The sequence below is a fragment of the Duganella sp. SG902 genome, from assembly GCF_013376005.1.
In the GTDB taxonomy this organism is placed as follows: Bacteria; Pseudomonadota; Gammaproteobacteria; order Burkholderiales; family Burkholderiaceae_D; genus Rugamonas.
The window spans coordinates 109,727-125,700 of record NZ_JABMJK010000004.1; the positions used below are offsets into that span (position 1 = coordinate 109,727).

Sequence of the window (15,974 nt, forward strand, 5' to 3'; positions counted from 1 at the left end):
AGTCTCGTTATCCCATTCATTCAGCAAGGAGTTGATCATGTCAGTACGTGACGTTGTATTTCCGCCGGGGCGCCAGGATCTCTATGAGCGCAATCGCTATTCGCCGGCTGTGCGCTCCAATGGATTCCTGTTCGTGTCCGGTCAGGTGGGCAGTCTGCCGGATGGCACGCCGGAGCCTGAGTTGCAGGCGCAGGTGCGTTTGGCGTTTGAGAACCTGAACGCGATCCTGGCCGCAGCCGGCAGCAGCTTCGATGACGTGGTCGACGTCACGGTTTTCATTGTCGATCCTGTCGGGAAGTTCGAGCGCATCTGGTCCGTGGTCGGCGAGTTCTGGGGCGGCCCGCCGCATCCGACGGTGACCGCCGTCGGCGTGACATGGTTGTACGGCTTCGACTTTGAAATCAAGGTGATAGCCAGAGCTGCGAATTCACAATAACCGCGTTGTAAATGGCGTGGACCAGCATCGGCGCGAGCAGGGTTTTGCTGCGCTCATAGGTCCACGCGGCGCACAGGCCCAGCACGAACACGGGCAGTATCGAGAGCGGCGGGTGCACCACCGCGAAGATGGCGGCGCTCATCACCATGGCCAGCGCTGCCGGCATCGAGCGGCGCAAGCCGCCGTAGATCAGGCCACGGAAAATGAATTCTTCGCACAGTGGCGCGGCCACCACGGACAGCGCCAGTATCCAGGCGCGCGAGCCGGAGGCCGCTATCGCAGCCTTGCTGATTTCGGCCCACAACGCGGTATGCCGGATCGTTACCATGTAGGCCATGCCGGCGGCGCAGGCGATCACCGCCGCGATGGCCGCGCTGCGCAACGCCGCGCCCCAGTGCACGCCGCGCAGCACGGCCGGCACGCCGGCCGCCTTGCTGCGCCAGTACACCAGCCGCATCAAGCCGTACACGGTCAGCCCGGCGATGCTGAAGGCGACGGTGATGGCTTGCATATTCACCTGATCGAAAAACACCAGCACGAAGGCTTGCAGGATGAAGAAGGCGGTGGCGGCGATCAGGCCATCGGCGGTGGAGACGCGCGCTGGCGGTGCCGCGGCCGGGTCGAGCAGATAGGGCAGGGCGTCGCGCGCCTTCTGCCACAGCGCCAGCGCCATCGACGCGGTCAGCACCAGCACCACCAGTTTTTGCGACCACACGCTGGTGTAGATCGACCAGGTGTAGAAGCTGGCCAGCAGCATGTAGAGGTAGACATAGGTCGGCCGTACGCGCGTGCGCACGTCGACCGCTTGCGGATCGCAGGCGAATACGCCCAGCGACACGGCGATCATGGAGTAGATCGGGATGCCGGCGATGACGCTCAGCACCAGCACCAGCTGGCTCCATTCGAAATGCGTGGTGTAGTGTGCGGTGATGGCCAACACCACGGCGGGGTAGGCCATGGTGAGCACGCCCCACAGCTGCGCCTTTTCCCTCAATATGCTTTCGATCGGGCGCGGCACGGTGTACAGCAGCCAGAGAACCTGGCCCTCGTTGTTCAAGGTCTGGAAGGCCGACAGCATCAGGACGTAGACGCCCAGGCCAAAGGCGATGGCGGCGGCCAGTGTGTGGTGCTCGCCCAGCTCCCCAATGCTATTCAGCTTGCCGTTGAAGACCATCTGGCTGCCGATGATAATCACAGGCAGCAGCAGGGTCTGGAACATGAAGTTGCGGTCGCGGCTCAGCAGGCGCAGTTCGCGCCGTTTGATGGGCGACAGGCCGGCGGTGAGCCGGGCGAGCAGGCCTTGCGGGCGGGACGCGGGCGCCGCCACTTTCGACGCCCGGCGCGCGCTTTCCCGCGTGCCGGAATTGACCACGCCGTGACGCAGTTGATGGCGCAGCAGCGCCATGCCGGCCCACATCAGCAGCGCGGTTTGCGCCAGCAGCAGCGCGATGAATGCGGCCAGTTGCGCCGCGCTCCTCGCCTGGATCGCTTGCAGTATCAGGCCGGGCGGCGTCCAGCTGGCCCAGGCCGGAAACTCGCGCGCCCAGTCCATGGCGAAGCCGTTCGCCTGTGGCATACCAAGCGCCATGACGAAGTAGATCAGCGGCAGATTGAACAAGCCTGTCACCGCCTGCATGTTGCGCAGTTGCGCGGCGGGGAGCCACATGCGCAGGCCGGTGTCGGCCAGGGTGTGCAGCATGGCGGCCAGCGGCAGCAGGGTGGCGCTGGCCAGCAGCGCAACCGGCGGCACGCTCCACGTGTGGCCCGAGTGCCAGGCGATCACGCCGAAGGCCGGCAGCAAGGCGAACCAGCCGGCGATGTTGCTGGCGCTGCGTTCCAGCACGCGGCCCCACAACAGCGTGCCGCGTTCCACCGGCATGGTCACCAGCCATTCCAGATCCCAGTCCGGCTGCGCCATTTCCTTGTTCCCAAGCGGCATAAGCACGGCGATGAAGAACAGGATGGTGACCTCCATCGTCAGGCCGTGCAGCAGCGGCGCGGAGAATGGTGCGGTGGCCAGTTCCTCGGCGGCGGTGTCGTGATCGACGTGGGCGTCGCCTTCCTTGTCGACGTAGCGGCATTCGCTGGCCGGATCGAGGTGGCACTGCATGTTGACCACCACGTTGTTGGACATGCTGACGAACGAGAAGGTCATGAAGACCATGGTCAGCGCCGTCAGTATCCACAGGTTGCCGCGCTTGGCCGCGATGCCGTCGCGCGGGCTTTTCTTCTTGAAGCGGAACAGGTTGTTGAACAGCATATTGCGCTGACGGATCAGGCGCATCCTGGTCATCAGCCAGATGGTTTGCAGCGCGGTCATTGCGCCGTCTCTTCCGCTGCTTCGTCGGTGATCTTCAGGAATACGTCCTCCAGCGAGCCGCTGGCCGAGGACTCGGCGCGGATCTCGTCCAGTGTGCCGGTGGCCACCAGTTCGCCGCGATGGATGATCCCTACGCGGTCGCACAGCTTTTCCGCCATGTCCAGCAAGTGGGTGGAGACAAAGATGGTGACGCCGCGCGCGGCGGCCGCCAGCAGGCGTTCCTGCACCTCGCGCGAGGCGCGCGGATCGAGGCCGTTGATCGGTTCGTCGAGGATGAGCACCGCCGGATCGTGGATCAGCGCGCAGGCCAGGCCGAGGCGTTTTTTCATGCCGAGCGAGTAGTTGACGGCGTAATCTTCACCAGCCTCCTGCAGGCCGAATTCCGCCAGCAGGCGCGCGCCGCGTTCGGCCGCCTCGGCGCGCGGGAAGCCGTGCATTTCGCCGACGAATTGCAGGATCTCGCGCCCGCGCAGGTAGTCGTAGAAGATGGGGGTGTCGGGCAGGTAGCCGACGCGGCGCTTCACCTCGGCCGGCTCGGCGTGGCAATCGAGGCCGTCGATCAGCACATGGCCGCCGCTGGGCACCAGGATGCCCATCATCATGCGGATGGTGGTGGTCTTGCCTGCGCCGTTGGGACCGAGGAAGCCGAACACTTCGCCGCGTTGCACCGTCAGCGACAACGGCTTGACGGCGGTGAAGCCGCCGTAGACTTTGGACAGGCCTTGGAACTCGATCATGGGGGGCACCAGCAATGTTATGAATTTACTACGCCATCATAACACCGCCAGCGCGGCGGGCTACTGCTTTGGATAGAGGCTCATGCCAAAACGCTCGGTGCGCGGCATCCAGTTGCCGGTGATGTCGGCCGAGGCCAGCACGCGCTCGGCGCGGCCGATCAGCAGGGCGCGCGGCACCAGGCCGATGTAGCGCGAGTCTTCGCTGTTGTCGCGGTTATCGCCCAACATCATGTACTGCCCGGGCGGGACGACGATGGTGTCGAAATCGCGGCGCGCCTGGATCTGCGGGAGAAACTGGATGGCGTGGCTGTGCTGTCCCAGCGATTCGTCGACGCGCACGGCGGCCAGGTCGCCCACGCCCTTGATGTTTTCGATGCCGTGGTCGATGGTGCTGTAGCTGGCCGCTTGGCCGTTGATGATGAGCTGTTCGTTGCGCATCTCAACGCGGTCGCCGGGCAGGGCGATCACGCGCTTGATCAGGCGCGTGCCGTTGAGCGGCGAGGAGAAGGTGACGATGTCGCCACGCCGCGGTTCGCCGGTGGGGCTGATCACGATGTCGGTCAGGGGCACCTTGACGTTGTAGGCCAGGCGGTTGACGAACACCACGTCCCCTTCCAGCAGGTTGGGATGCATGGACGCGGACGGAATCGGATTCCAGTCGGCGATGGCGGTGCGGAAGATCCCGAACAGCATCAGGAACAGCACAAAGCCCTTGTTGGCGCGCACCCAGTTTTTCATGTCTTCTCCCAAGTGGTTGATGGCGAGTCAATAGAACCAGCGCTAATATTGTGGCCAGATTCTTAATCATGGCTTAGCTGCCGGAGCGATTATGAGACCCAACGATCTGCCATTCCCTCACGCGCTCGCGGCAGTCACGCACGCCAACCCTTATCCATATTACGACGCGCTGGCGGCCACGCAAGGCTGGCATTTCGATCCCTGTCTGGAGATGTGGGTCGCGGCCAGCGCCGCGCGTGTGGATGAGGTGATGGCGCATCCCGACTGCGCGGCGCCGGCGCCTGCCGCCATCGTAGGCACCGATCCACGCGCGGCGCGCGACTGCGCGCGCTTGATCGGCCGCCGCCTGTGGCGCGCCGACAAACTGTCGCAGTGGATGACCTGCGTGCCGGAGCTGGCGATGGCCGGCGCCAGCGGCGGCGCGCATTTGCCCGCGCTGGCCTACGAGGCGGCCGCGGGACTGATCGGTAATAGCGTGCTGGCGCTGCTGCGCGAGCCGGAAGAGGAACGCTGCTGCATCGAGGACATGGAAGCGCTGGTATGCGCCGTCAGCCGCTTGGATCCGCCGGTGCAGAATGCGCGGCGCATGGTGACGCGCGATTGCGAAATCGGTGGCGTGTCATTGAAAGCGGGGCAGAAGATCGTGCTGCTGCTGGCCGCCGCCAGCCGCGATGCGCGCGGCGGCTGTGGCGGTTATGGCCTGGGCTTCGGCATTGCCGACTGCGTCCACCACACGCTGGCCCGCGCGCTGGCGGCGGGCGCCTTGCAGGGCATGCTGAGCGCCATCCGCGATCAATGGCAAGGCCCGTCGTTGCAGGCGTGGTTGCAGACGCTGAGGTGGACCTACCGCGCCTCGTCCAGCCTGCGCGTCCCGCAATTCATCTAGTGCGCGCTTTTCCGCACCAGCGCGCTGCCGACGCCGTGGCGGCGGCCTTCGCTCACCGCCGTCACGGTGCCATCGGGGTTGAACACCAGCGCATTGGCGGCGCCGATTTCCTCCGGCGTGTTGCTCCAGTGCTGGCCGGTTTTTTCCAGCGCCTGCGCCTGCGCGCTGCCGGCGAAGCCTGGCTCGACGTCGGTGGCCATGCCGTTGCGCTCTGACAGGCGTGGCGCGTTCACCGCATCCGGCATCGACATGCCAAGATCCACGTAGTTGAAGATGGTCTGCAGCACGGTGGTGATGATGGTGGCGCCGCCCGGGCTGCCGATCGAGAACGCCGGCTTGCCATCCTTGAAGGCGATGGTGGGCGACATGCTGCTGCGCGGGCGCTTGCCGGCCTCCGGCACGTTGGGCGCCGGGCCGGAGAAGTCGAAGTCGGTCATCTCGTTGTTCAGCAGGAAACCATAACCCGGCACCACGATGCCGCTGCCGCCCCACGATTCGATGGTGTAGGTGTAGGAGACGATGTTGCCATCCTTGTCGGACACTGTGAGGTGGGTGGTGTGCGCGCCTTCGGCCAGCAGTTTGTTGGCGTTGGGGCGCAGCGGCACGCTCACGTCGTTCTGGAACGGATACGGATCGCCGGCCGGCGCCTGCACGCTGGCCTGCTCCGGATTGATCAGCTCACGGCGGCGCGCCGCGTAATCCTTGCTCAGCAGGCCGGCCACCGGAGCGTCGACGTATTCCGGATCGGCCAGATAGGCGTTGCGGTCGGCGAAGGCGAGGCGGCTCGCTTCAAGATACAGGTGTTCGGCCTTGGCGCGCGGTAGCGACTTGAGGTCGTAGCCTTCCAGGATGTTCAGCGCCTCGGCCACCGCCACGCCGCCGCTGCTCGGCAGTGGCATGCCGTACAAATCATAGCCGCGATACGTGCTGTGCACCGGCTGGCGCAGGCGCGCTTCGTAGTTGGACAAATCGGCCAGCGACATGTTGCCGCCGTTGGCGTTGACCGCGTCGGCCACGGCGCGCGCCATTTTGCCGGTGTAGAAGACCTTGACGCCGCCGGCCGCCAGTTCGCGGTAGGCCTTGGCGAGGTCCTGGTTGCGCAAGGTGACGCCGGCCGGGATGGCCTTGCCGTTCCGTAGATACAGCGCCGCCGTGGCGGGGAATTTGGCGAATTTGGCTTCGTTGCCCTGCACCAGGCGCGCGAAGTTTTCGTTGACCTTGAAGCCTTGCGTGGCGACGCTGATGGCCGGCGCCAGCACCTGCTTGAACGACATCGAACCATAGCGGTCCAGCGCCTCGTGCCAGCCACGCACCGTGCCCGGCACGCCGACTGAGCGGCCGCTGGCGACCACCTGCTCGAAATCGAGCTCCTTGCCGTCCTTCAGGAACACCGTCGGCGTAAAGCTGGCCGGGGCGGTTTCGCGGTGGTCGATGGTGATCACGCGCTTTTCCTTGGCCAGGTAGATCACCATGAAACCGCCGCCGCCGATGCCGCAGCTGAACGGGTCGGTGACCCCCAGCGTGGCGGCCGCCGCCACGGCGGCATCGACCGCGTTGCCGCCCTTGTTGAGGATGGCGATGGCCGCTTGCGAGGCCGGTTCGCTAATGGTGGCCACGGCGCCGCCAGTGCCGGTGGCGACCGGGGTCTTGGCCATGGCCGGCAGCACCAGCGCGATCAGGATGGAGGAGACGAGGATGGTGCGGGCGGGACGGAGCGTCGAGGTGGTCATGTGGGCAAGTTTAAGGTGAGTTAATGTTGCTCACCTTTAAGCTTACCTGATAATCGGGCGCGGCTTCATTTTTCCCCGGCACCTCCTGCGGCGTGAAGCCGGCCAGCGTGAAGCTGAGGCCGTTGCGCGTGACGCTGGGCGTGCCGTTGGGCATGTTGTCCGACAGGACGAAGTTGCTGGCGCTGCCGTCCGGGTGCCGCAGCGCGAAGCTGAAGCTGATGTAGCCGGCCCAGACGCACACCGCGCCCGCGCGGCAACGGCTGTCGTTGACGCGCTCCAGCCGCAGCACCGGCGCCGCCCGGGCCACGCTGGCGCCGGCGGCGGTGGCGGCCGGCGCGATGACCACGCTGCCGCCTTGCCGCAGCACATAGGTCTGGGTGAACGGGGCCGGCGCGCTGTCGCGCTTGACGCCGGCGACGCCGCTGGTGCTGCCACAGGCGTGCAGCGCGGCCATGACGGCCGCCAGCAGGGGTAGCACGATGAGCTGCCGCAAGATCGTTGTTTTCATGGGGGACTCCTGCATCCTTTGCAAGCAAGCTTAACAAAAAGACCACGAAGATGGCGCACGAACGGCACGCCATCAGCGCCATGTCAAAGGATGGGCGAAAAAAAATGCCGCCGGCGCGGGCGCCGGCGGCATTCCGGGGAGAGCGGTGATGGCTTACACGTAGGCGGCCAGCGCGCCTTTCATTTTCTTCAGCGCGGCGGCCTCGATCTGGCGGATGCGCTCGGCCGATACGCCGAACTCGTCGGCCAGCGTGTGCAGCGTGGCGCCCGAGCCGTCGTCGTTGGCCAGCCAGCGCGCTTCGATGATGCGGCGCGAGCGGGCGTCCAGCTTGCCCAGGGCTTCCTCCAGACCTTCCGACTGCAGGCGGGTCACCTGTTCGGCTTCCAGCACGCGGGTCGGCTCGGACGCTTCCGACGACAGGTAGGCGATCGGCGCGAACTTGTCGTCTTCGTCATCGGTCGGCGATTCCAGCGCGATGTCGCGGCCGCTCAGGCGCGTTTCCATCTCGATCACTTCCTCGCGCTTGACGTCCAGCGTCTTGGCCAGCTGGTCGATCTGGGCCGGCGTCATCGCGTCCAGGCCTTGCTTGTGGCTGCGCAGGTTGAAGAACAGCTTGCGCTGGGCCTTGGTGGTGGCCACTTTGACCAGGCGCCAGTTCTTCAGGATGTATTCATGCATCTCGGCCTTGATCCAATGCATGGCGTAGGACACCAGGCGCACGCCCTGGTCCGGGTCGAAACGCTTGACCGCCTTCATCAGGCCGATATTGCCTTCCTGGATCAGGTCGCCGTGCGGCAGGCCGTAGCCCAGATAGCCGCGCGCGATCGACACCACCAGGCGCAGGTGGGACATCACCAGCTGCTGGGCGGCGCCCAGGTCGGCGTGTTCCTTGAGGCGCTTGGCCAGCGAGATTTCTTCTTCGTGCGTAAGCATCGGCAGGCGATTTACGGCCGAAATGTAGGCATCCAGGTTGCCCAGGTTGCCAGTAAACCCGAGTCCCAGAGCACTGTTTTTTGCAGGTACCACGGACATCATCGTCATTTTCGTTTCCTTCGCTTGAGATTGCTTGTGAGCACTTATGCACTCTGTCGAACATATATTAGCACTCTCTGTCGATGAGTGCCAATCATCCGATTTCTATGGGCTCCATAGTAAAAATACTATGAAGATTTCTGTTGTAGTTAGAATGCGCGATGGATCTTAGGGCGGGCTTAATCAAGGAGAGTTCATCGTAAGCCGGGCGGAAGCGCCAATCCGTGCGCGGACGCACGGATTGGGCGAGGGGATTAGTTCAGGCGGGCGGTGTGGCGCTTGACCGAGAGGCGGGCGCCGATCAGGCCGAGGCCGGCCGACAGGGCCAGCAGGCCGGCCATGGCCAGCGGCTGCAGCGGCGCCAGCTGGAATTCCGATGCGTACAACCTGGCAAATTCGGCGATCGCGGTGTTCAGCGGGCGCAGCGCCAGCGTCACCGCGCCGAGGGCGACGCCGCCCGCGCACAGGCCCAGCAGGGCGCCGGTGTAATAGAACGGGCGGTGGATGAAGCTGTCGGTGGCGCCGATCAGCTTGGATACCAGGATTTCCTCGCGCTGCGTCATCACCTGCAGGCGAATGGTGTTGAAGATCACCGCCACCACCACCGTGCCCAGCGTGGCCGCCAGCAGCAGCAGCGCCAGGCGCAGGATGTTGAGCAGGGCGGCCAGGCGCTTGACCCAGGCCGAATCGACCTGCACCGTGTCGACGCCCGGCAGCTGGCGGATCTGGTCGGCCAGCGCGTCGACGTCGCCGCCGGCCTGGGCGTTGCGGAAGGCGTCCAGCTTCAGCACGTAGCTGTCCGGCAGCGGGTTGTCGCCCAGCGTGGCCAGCACGTCGGCCAGGCCGTTCTTGTCCTTCAGGTTGTCCAGCGCCTTCTCGCGCGGGGTGAAGATGATCTTGGCCTGCTTGTCCTTGACCGTCTGGCGCAGCAGCACGGCCAGGCCCTCGGCCTGCTCGCGCGGCGTGTCCTGCTTCAGGAACACGCTGATTTCCGGATCGACCGACAGCGTTTCCGACATGGGGCGCACATTGTCGAGCAGGGTCACGCCCATGAACGGCAACGCGAGCGCGATCGCCACCACTAATATATTGAACAGGAAACCACCGGGCGAGCGGCGCAGGTGCACCAGCGCGGCGGCCAGCGCGTAGCGGTGTTGGCGGAACCAGTAAGTCATGCCGCCACCTCCACCTGGCCCTGGTTGAGATGGATGACGCGCGCGGCGGCGTCCAGCATCACCTCGTCGTGGCTGGAGATCAGGCAGGTCACGCCGACCGAGTTGAAGGCTTTCAGCGCGTCCAACACCTTGTTGGCGCTGGCGCGGTCGAGGTTGGCGGTCGGCTCGTCGGCCAGGATCACCTGCGGCCGGTTGACGATGGCGCGCGCGATCGACACGCGCTGCTGCTCGCCGCCCGACAGGGCCAGCGGCTGGGCGTCGGCGCGGTCGCCCAGCCCGACCTTGTCGAGGGCGGCGCGGGCGCGCTGCTCGGCCTGGCCGTGCGAGGCGCCGGTCACCAGCAGCGGCAGCATGACGTTGGCCAGCACCGTGCGGTCGGTCAGCAGGCGCTGCTGCTGGAAGATCAGACCGAGGTTGCGGCGCAGGAAGGGCACGGCCACCGGCTTGATGCGGCTGATGTCCTGGCCGTTGACGATCACCTGGCCCGAGCTGGGGCGCTCCATGGCGGCGATCATTTTCATCAGGGTGGATTTGCCGGCGCCCGAGGGGCCGGCGAGGAAGACCAGTTCGCCTTTATTGACGGTCAACGACACGTCGCGCAGCGCCGTCACATCGGAAGAGTATTGTTTGGAGACGTTCCGGAATTCGATCATAGAGGTCTGATTATCCAAGCAGTGCTTCGACAAATTCGGCAGCCACGAAGGGCTGCAGGTCTTCAATCTTTTCGCCCACGCCGATGAAGTACACCGGCACCGGCCGCACGCGCGCGATGGCGGCCAGCACGCCGCCCTTGGCGGTGCCGTCCAGCTTGGTGATGACCAGGCCGGTCAGCTTGAGGGCGTCGTCGAAGGCCTTCACTTGCGCCAGCGCATTTTGCCCGGTATTGCCGTCGATCACCAGCAGAGTTTCGTGCGGTGCGCCCTCCATGCCCTTGCCGATCACGCGCTGGACTTTTTTCAATTCCTCCATCAGGTGCAGCTGGGTCGGCAGGCGGCCGGCGGTGTCGACCATGACCACGTCCACGCCCTTGGCCTTGCCCGACTGCACGGCGTCAAACGAGACGGCGGCCGGATCGCCCGAGGCTTGCGAAATCACGGTGATGTTGTTGCGCTGGCCCCAGACCATCAGCTGCTCGCGGGCGGCGGCGCGGAAGGTGTCGCCGGCGGCCAGCAGCACCGACTGGCCGTGGGTCTGCATGTGCTTGGCCAGCTTGCCGATGGTGGTGGTCTTGCCGGCGCCGTTGACGCCGGAAATCATCATCACGGTCGGGGTGTGACGGCCCAGCTCGAACGGGCGCTGCAGCGGGGTCAGCAGTTCGATCAGCAGTTGCTTGAGCGCGGCCTTGACGGCGGCGGCGTCCAGCAGCTTGTCTTCCTTGACCTTGCGCTTGAGCGCGTCCAGCAGATAGGTGGTGGCGTCGACGCCGGCGTCGGACATCAGCAGCGCCGCTTCCAGCTCGTCGTACAGGTCGTCGTCGATCCTGGCGCCGACGAACAGCACGGACAGGTTGCTGGAGGTCTTGGACAGGCCGGCCTTCAGGCGCGACATCCACGATTGCTTCTGCGCCGGTTCTTCGATCGGCAGCAGGTCGGGCAGGCTGGCGGCCTCAACGGGCGCGGGGGCGATGGGAGCAGGGGCGACGACAGGCGCCGCAGGCGCTTCGGGAGCGACAGGTTTTTTCTTGAAGAAACTGAACATGATGTGTAAGTGGGGGTGCTGGCCAGCACAAACTTTGCTTATTTTACCAGAGCGCAGTCGCGCCCAGCTCTCAGCCGGCCGACAGCACGGCGTTGCGCGCGCGCCATTCGCCGATGGCGCCGGCCAGTTCGGCCAGTTCGAACACGCGCACGTATGGCGGGCGGCGGCGCTTGAGCGCGGCGTTGCTGCCGCCGGCCCACAGCTCGGCGCAACCGGCCAGGCGCATGTGCAGCTCGGCCAGCCCGTCCAGTGCCTGGCGCGGATTCATCGCCACCGAGAACGACAGCGCGATGATGTCCACCCGCTGCACGCGCGCCGCCTCGACAATATCGAGCAGCGGCGTTTGCACGCCCAGCGAGATGCACTGCGCGCCCTCGGCCACGCACATGGCCTCGGCCATCAGCAGGCCCAGCCCATGGCGTTCCTGCGGCAGGGTGGTCAGCAAAATGCGCGGCGTGCCGATGTTGCTGGCGTTGGCTTGCGGCATGGCGAATATCGCGCTGCGCATCACCACCGTCAGCGACTCGGTGTACAGGTGTTCCTCGAAGGTGGCCAGCTGGCCGGAGGCCCACGCTTCGCCGATCAGGGTGGTGAGCGGCGCCACCAGCTCGATCACGAAACTCTTCAGGCCCATCATCAGCAGCGCTTGCGACAGCTTGCGGCGCAGCGCTTCCATTTGATGGCTCTTGCACAAATCGAGATAGGTTTGCAGCTCCGGCGCCGGCGCCAGCGTGCTGTCCTTGCCGGTGGCCTTGCCGGTCAGCGCCTGCAATTCGTCGGTGCTGTATTGAATCACCTTGCCGGGACGGAAGCCGAGGTCGATCAGGCGCTTCACCAGCCGCAGCTTGTGCACCTGCTCGATCGGGTACACGCGCTCGCCGTTGGGGTCGCGCAAGGGCTGCGGGAAGTCGTATCGGCGTTCCCACACGCGCAGGGTTTCCTTAGCCACGCCGGTATCGCGCTCAACGTCGCTGATCGTGCTAGGAACTGTTTGTGAGGGAACTTTGTTTGTCATCAGGATCTTCAGCGGCCGCTGTTTTTGGCGGTCGCAAGGGTTGGCACAGGGTTTGGGTGCACAGTGAATCGCCCTGCATTCTACCTGCGTTTTTCGTATGAAAACACCGCATCCAGATTGCGTTTTTATCAGCAAAAGTTTCAGCTCAGACCTTGTCCACGACACACAGTTGACATCCAGAACTATTTACCTGAATATCGTCTTTACCCCTTGTTTGTCTAGGACAAAATATTTCAGCCAGGTGAAAAAATAATGAAACCAACTGTTGCAATTAGTGGCGTGCTCACGGTTTTATTATGCGCCTCCTTGTACGCGGCGGAGGCGCCGGCGTATGTTGCGCAGGAATTGACCACGCCGCGCCTGAGCGGACAGGGCGGCTACACCTGGTTTGGCTTGAAAATCTACAGCGCCGAGCTGTGGGTGGGACCGCAAGGCTATGCCGGCGACGCCGCGCCATTCGTGCTGGAGCTGCGTTACGCGCGTTCGCTCGACGGCCGCAAGATCGCCGAAGCCAGCGTGGAGCAGATGGCGCACATCCAGGCTGGCAGCGAGGCGCAGCGCGCCGCCTGGCTGGAGCGGATGAAGGCCATCTTCCCCGACGTGCAGGATGGCACGCGGCTCGGCGGCGTGCTGCTGCCGGGACAAGGCGTGCGTTTTTACCGTGACGGCAAGCCGCTGGCCACCGTGCCGGATCCGGCGTTCGCGCGCGCCTTCTTTGGCATCTGGCTCGATCCCGCCACCAGCGCGCCCAAGCTGCGCACCGCCTTGCTGCGCGACGCGGCGGCCAGGCCGTGACGCCGCGCGGCCTGCTGTTCTACGGCCTGTTCGGCATGCCGCTGGCGATGCTGGCCTTGCCCATCTATGTTTACGTGCCGCAGTTTTATGCGCAGCGCGGCAGCCTGACGCTGGCGGTGATCGGCAGCGCGCTGCTGGCGGCGCGCACGGCCGCGGCCTTCATCGACCCGCTGCTGGGCTGGTGGATCGCGCGTTCCGGCGGCGCCTACGCGCGCTTCGTGGCGCTGGCCTTGCCCTTGCTGCTGCTTGGCTATGGCGCGCTGTTCCATCCACCGGCGCAAGGCGGCGGCCTGGCCTGGTTTCTCGGCGCGCTGATGCTGGTGTACCTGGGCTTTGGCATGGCCACAATCGCACACCAAAGCTGGGGCGCGGCGCTGACGCAAAGGCCGGGTGAACGCGCGCGGCTGGCGGCCGTGCGTGAAGGCTGCGGCTTGCTGGGCGTGATGACGGCGGCCGCCGTGCCGGCGCTGGCTGGCTACGCTGCGCTCAGCGTCAGCTTTGCCGTCATCCTGCTGCTGGCCGCCGCCGTCCTGCTGCGCAAGGCGCCGCGTCCGGGCACGGTCTTGCCGGCCGCCGGCGACGCCGCCATGGGAGCGGACTCGGTGCTGTTGCCATTCCGCCAGGCGCGCTTCCGCTGGCTGTTCGCGGTGCTGCTGGTGAACGGCGTGGCGGCGTCGATTCCCGCCACGCTGTTCCTGTTCTTTGCCGAAGACCGTCTGCGGCTGGGCGCCAGCGCCGGCCTGTTCCTGCTGCTGTACTTCGCCAGCGCCGCCGCCTCCATGGCCGTATGGCCGGCGATCGCCGCGCGCATCGGGGAGGCGCGCGCGTGGATGGCCAGCATGCTGACGACCGCCGCCGTGTTCGTCTGGGCATACGGCCTGGGCGCCGGCGACAGCGTCTCCTACGCCTGCATCTGCGCCTTGTCCGGGCTGGCGCTGGGCGCCGACTTGGCATTACCACCGGCGCTGCTGGCCGCCACCATCGCCCGGGCCGGCCATAGCGGCCGGCGCGAAGCGGCCTACGTCGGCGTGTGGAACTGGGGCGTGCAGATGACGCTGGCGCTGGCCGCCGGCGTGGCCCTGCCGGCGCTGGAGTGGCTGGGCTACCGCCCGAATACACAGCAGGGACTGGCGGCGCTGTCGTTCGCCTACGCCTTGCTGCCCTGTGGCTTGAAATTGCTGGCCGCCGCCATGTTGTGGCGCGCCCCCTTGCACGATGATTGAAAGGAGAACCCCATGAAGCCCGTCCGTGTTTGTACCGCCGCCCTCATGCTGGCCGGCGCCGCGCTGCTGTCCGGATGCTCGGCGCCGGTGACGCCCGACCACTACGCCCAGCAAACGCCCAAGCTCGATATCGAGCGCTATTTCAACGGCACGCTGGACGTGCACGGCATGTACCAGGACCGTGCCGGCACCGTGCAAAAACGTTTCACGGTGCTGATGCGTTGCCACTGGAATGACGGCGTCGGCACGCTGGAAGAGGATTTCAGCTACGCCGACGGCAGCAAGCAGCGCCGCGTGTGGACCTTGCGCCGCACCGCGCCCGGCCGCTACACCGGCACCGCGCCGGACGTGGTGGGCGAGGCCAGCGTGGAGGTGGCGGGCAACGCCATGCGCCTGCGATATGTGCTGGAGGTGCCGTCGGACGGTAAAATCTACAACGTTAACTTTGACGATTGGCTCTACCTGATCGATGACCGCGTTATGCTGAACCGCGCCACCATGAGTAAATTCGGCTTCGGCCTGGGCAGCCTGACGGTAGCCTTCAACAAGCGCGATGAGCCATCGCCGGCGCGCCCATGACCACGGCGGCGGCGCTGGCGCGCCTGATCGCCTTCTACGAAACGCTGACGCCAGCCACGCTCGGCCAGATCGCCCACATCTACGCGGCCGACGCCCGTTTCAAGGATCCCTTCAATGACATCCAGGGCCACGCCGCCATCACGCGCGTGTTCGAGCACATGTATACGCAGTTGCTGGAGCCGCGTTTCGTGGTGTTCGAGCGCGTGGCGCATGGCGGCCAGGCCTTCCTGACCTGGGAGATGCGGTTCCGCTTCCGGCGCTGGCCGGGCGTGCCGCAGGTGATACGCGGCGCCACCCACGTACGCTTCGACGGCGCCGGCCTGGTGGTCGAACATCGCGACTACTGGGACGCGGCCGAGGAGCTTTACGAGAAGCTGCCGCTGGTCGGCGGCGTGATGAGATGGCTCAAACGGCGGGCCAATCGTTAAAAAATGAGCCGATTTCATGCACCAAACGGGTGCGTCTTAGCAAGAAAGTGCACTAATTTGTCTCCTCAATACAACAGGTAGCAATTTCTTACAATTCGGTAACCTCATGCAACTTTGTGCCGCTTTGACAAAATTTACTACACAACTAAAGCTGTAATACTAGGAGCAAAGTTGGTTTTAGGGCTATTTGGCGGGATAAAAGCGCCGAACAAACTCCGGAGTTGTTAGCTTATTACCATTCGGTAGAGGAGGGCGCGCGGGGCGTTCAGTATAAAATAGCGTCAGAAATAGCAATGTGGCTATTTTTACTTGGTCCGACGAAGAAGTGGTACATCCACCGTGTTCGACGTGCGGAATCCCGGCTCGTTCGCTTGATCGGCAGGAAATATTGCGATGCGGTAAAATACCGCTGCTTTCGAAAACGACAAGATGAAAACCTGTTCACTATGAATAGTTTTACACTTGTTGAAGTTTCTAAGCATCAGTATAGTGCCGCCTCCGGCGCTCCACGAGAGTGTCGCGACAACGCCGGCGTAGATTGATCGGCCGCATGACAGTGAACGCATCCCAGCTCAACCGGGGTGCACAGTGGCAGCTGGGGAGTTTGCCCTCACGCACAACAGGCTTACGCCGAGCAGCACCGAACACGCCGTATCTACTTACTGGCTTAATTT

General features: G+C 65.0%; 16 protein-coding genes. 6 read left to right on the plus strand and 10 right to left on the minus strand.

Annotated elements, in window-relative coordinates; translation table 11 throughout:
* Positions 1 to 37 precede the first annotated feature (37 nt).
* A complete protein-coding gene (locus tag FHW83_RS09880) occupies positions 38 to 436 on the plus strand; it encodes a RidA family protein (RefSeq protein WP_176646193.1) in 399 nt (132 codons plus the stop codon).
* Here FHW83_RS09880 and FHW83_RS09885 read toward each other — a convergent pair.
* The 3 genes from FHW83_RS09885 to lepB are packed head-to-tail and all read right to left on the minus strand — an operon-like array spanning position 402 to position 4,231.
* Positions 402 to 2,756 (minus strand): CPBP family intramembrane glutamic endopeptidase, encoded by a 2,355-nt coding sequence (locus tag FHW83_RS09885; RefSeq protein WP_176646194.1) that lies wholly within the window; start codon positions 2,754 to 2,756, stop codon positions 402 to 404. The genes FHW83_RS09880 and FHW83_RS09885 overlap by 35 nt on opposite strands.
* A complete protein-coding gene (locus FHW83_RS09890; RefSeq protein WP_176646195.1) occupies positions 2,753 to 3,493 on the minus strand; it encodes an ABC transporter ATP-binding protein in 741 nt (246 codons plus the stop codon). The genes FHW83_RS09885 and FHW83_RS09890 overlap by 4 nt, the downstream gene beginning before the upstream one ends.
* A 60-nt stretch (positions 3,494 to 3,553) precedes the next feature.
* On the minus strand, positions 3,554 to 4,231 hold the full coding sequence (gene lepB / locus FHW83_RS09895; RefSeq protein WP_176646196.1) for a signal peptidase I: 678 nt from the start codon (positions 4,229 to 4,231) through the stop codon (positions 3,554 to 3,556).
* A 91-nt stretch (positions 4,232 to 4,322) separates the two neighbouring features.
* Here lepB and FHW83_RS09900 point away from each other — a divergent pair, with 91 nt between their 5' ends.
* Entirely contained in the window at positions 4,323 to 5,117 is a 795-nt protein-coding gene (locus FHW83_RS09900) for a hypothetical protein (protein WP_176646197.1), read from the plus strand.
* Here the strand turns inward: FHW83_RS09900 and ggt are convergent.
* From ggt to FHW83_RS09935, 7 genes are all read right to left on the minus strand, one after another.
* Positions 5,114 to 6,847: a gamma-glutamyltransferase gene (gene ggt, locus FHW83_RS09905; RefSeq protein WP_176646198.1), complete on the minus strand. Its 1,734-nt coding sequence runs from the start codon at positions 6,845 to 6,847 to the stop codon at positions 5,114 to 5,116. The genes FHW83_RS09900 and ggt overlap by 4 nt on opposite strands.
* A gap of 10 nt (positions 6,848 to 6,857) precedes the next feature.
* The gene (locus tag FHW83_RS09910; protein ID WP_176646199.1) at positions 6,858 to 7,355 is read right to left on the minus strand and encodes a hypothetical protein; all 498 of its coding nucleotides are present in this window, start codon (positions 7,353 to 7,355) and stop codon (positions 6,858 to 6,860) included.
* Positions 7,356 to 7,508: 153 nt separating this feature from the next.
* On the minus strand, positions 7,509 to 8,396 hold the full coding sequence (gene rpoH, locus FHW83_RS09915) for an RNA polymerase sigma factor RpoH (RefSeq protein ID WP_373997190.1): 888 nt from the start codon (positions 8,394 to 8,396) through the stop codon (positions 7,509 to 7,511).
* Positions 8,397 to 8,641: 245 nt separating this feature from the next.
* The gene (gene ftsX, locus FHW83_RS09920) at positions 8,642 to 9,562 is read right to left on the minus strand and encodes a permease-like cell division protein FtsX (protein WP_176646200.1); all 921 of its coding nucleotides are present in this window, start codon (positions 9,560 to 9,562) and stop codon (positions 8,642 to 8,644) included.
* Positions 9,559 to 10,215 (minus strand): cell division ATP-binding protein FtsE, encoded by a 657-nt coding sequence (locus FHW83_RS09925; RefSeq protein WP_176646201.1) that lies wholly within the window; start codon positions 10,213 to 10,215, stop codon positions 9,559 to 9,561. The genes ftsX and FHW83_RS09925 overlap by 4 nt, the downstream gene beginning before the upstream one ends.
* Positions 10,216 to 10,225: 10 nt before the next feature.
* Positions 10,226 to 11,260 (minus strand): signal recognition particle-docking protein FtsY, encoded by a 1,035-nt coding sequence (gene ftsY / locus FHW83_RS09930; RefSeq protein WP_176646202.1) that lies wholly within the window; start codon positions 11,258 to 11,260, stop codon positions 10,226 to 10,228.
* Between the two features lie 70 nt (positions 11,261 to 11,330).
* Positions 11,331 to 12,275, minus strand: coding sequence for a MerR family transcriptional regulator (locus tag FHW83_RS09935; RefSeq protein ID WP_176646203.1), 945 nt, complete (start codon positions 12,273 to 12,275; stop codon positions 11,331 to 11,333).
* A gap of 252 nt (positions 12,276 to 12,527) precedes the next feature.
* Here FHW83_RS09935 and FHW83_RS09940 point away from each other — a divergent pair, with 252 nt between their 5' ends.
* The 4 genes from FHW83_RS09940 to FHW83_RS09955 are packed head-to-tail and all read left to right on the plus strand — an operon-like array spanning position 12,528 to position 15,300.
* The gene (locus tag FHW83_RS09940) at positions 12,528 to 13,070 is read left to right on the plus strand and encodes a chalcone isomerase family protein (protein WP_176646204.1); all 543 of its coding nucleotides are present in this window, start codon (positions 12,528 to 12,530) and stop codon (positions 13,068 to 13,070) included.
* A complete protein-coding gene (locus tag FHW83_RS09945) occupies positions 13,067 to 14,293 on the plus strand; it encodes an MFS transporter (protein WP_373997191.1) in 1,227 nt (408 codons plus the stop codon). Before FHW83_RS09940 ends, FHW83_RS09945 begins: the two co-directional genes overlap by 4 nt.
* Positions 14,294 to 14,305: 12 nt before the next feature.
* Positions 14,306 to 14,872: a DUF3833 domain-containing protein gene (locus FHW83_RS09950; protein ID WP_176646205.1), complete on the plus strand. Its 567-nt coding sequence runs from the start codon at positions 14,306 to 14,308 to the stop codon at positions 14,870 to 14,872.
* Positions 14,869 to 15,300, plus strand: coding sequence for a nuclear transport factor 2 family protein (locus FHW83_RS09955; protein ID WP_176646206.1), 432 nt, complete (start codon positions 14,869 to 14,871; stop codon positions 15,298 to 15,300). The genes FHW83_RS09950 and FHW83_RS09955 overlap by 4 nt, the downstream gene beginning before the upstream one ends.
* The last annotated feature ends 674 nt before the right edge of the window (positions 15,301 to 15,974 follow it).

Bases quoted from the DNA above. Each gene is read 5' to 3' on its own strand.
- FHW83_RS09880 (WP_176646193.1), top strand. From the start codon at position 38: ATGTCAGTACGTGACGTTGTATTTCCGCCGGGGCGCCAGGATCTCTAT.
- FHW83_RS09885 (WP_176646194.1), bottom strand. From the start codon at position 2,756: ATGACCGCGCTGCAAACCATCTGGCTGATGACCAGGATGCGCCTGATC.
- FHW83_RS09890 (WP_176646195.1), bottom strand. From the start codon at position 3,493: ATGATCGAGTTCCAAGGCCTGTCCAAAGTCTACGGCGGCTTCACCGCC.
- lepB (WP_176646196.1), bottom strand. From the start codon at position 4,231: ATGAAAAACTGGGTGCGCGCCAACAAGGGCTTTGTGCTGTTCCTGATG.
- FHW83_RS09900 (WP_176646197.1), top strand. From the start codon at position 4,323: ATGAGACCCAACGATCTGCCATTCCCTCACGCGCTCGCGGCAGTCACG.
- ggt (WP_176646198.1), bottom strand. From the start codon at position 6,847: ATGACCACCTCGACGCTCCGTCCCGCCCGCACCATCCTCGTCTCCTCC.
- FHW83_RS09910 (WP_176646199.1), bottom strand. From the start codon at position 7,355: ATGAAAACAACGATCTTGCGGCAGCTCATCGTGCTACCCCTGCTGGCG.
- rpoH (WP_373997190.1), bottom strand. From the start codon at position 8,396: ATGACGATGATGTCCGTGGTACCTGCAAAAAACAGTGCTCTGGGACTC.
- ftsX (WP_176646200.1), bottom strand. From the start codon at position 9,562: ATGACTTACTGGTTCCGCCAACACCGCTACGCGCTGGCCGCCGCGCTG.
- FHW83_RS09925 (WP_176646201.1), bottom strand. From the start codon at position 10,215: ATGATCGAATTCCGGAACGTCTCCAAACAATACTCTTCCGATGTGACG.
- ftsY (WP_176646202.1), bottom strand. From the start codon at position 11,260: ATGTTCAGTTTCTTCAAGAAAAAACCTGTCGCTCCCGAAGCGCCTGCG.
- FHW83_RS09935 (WP_176646203.1), bottom strand. From the start codon at position 12,275: ATGACAAACAAAGTTCCCTCACAAACAGTTCCTAGCACGATCAGCGAC.
- FHW83_RS09940 (WP_176646204.1), top strand. From the start codon at position 12,528: ATGAAACCAACTGTTGCAATTAGTGGCGTGCTCACGGTTTTATTATGC.
- FHW83_RS09950 (WP_176646205.1), top strand. From the start codon at position 14,306: ATGAAGCCCGTCCGTGTTTGTACCGCCGCCCTCATGCTGGCCGGCGCC.
- FHW83_RS09955 (WP_176646206.1), top strand. From the start codon at position 14,869: ATGACCACGGCGGCGGCGCTGGCGCGCCTGATCGCCTTCTACGAAACG.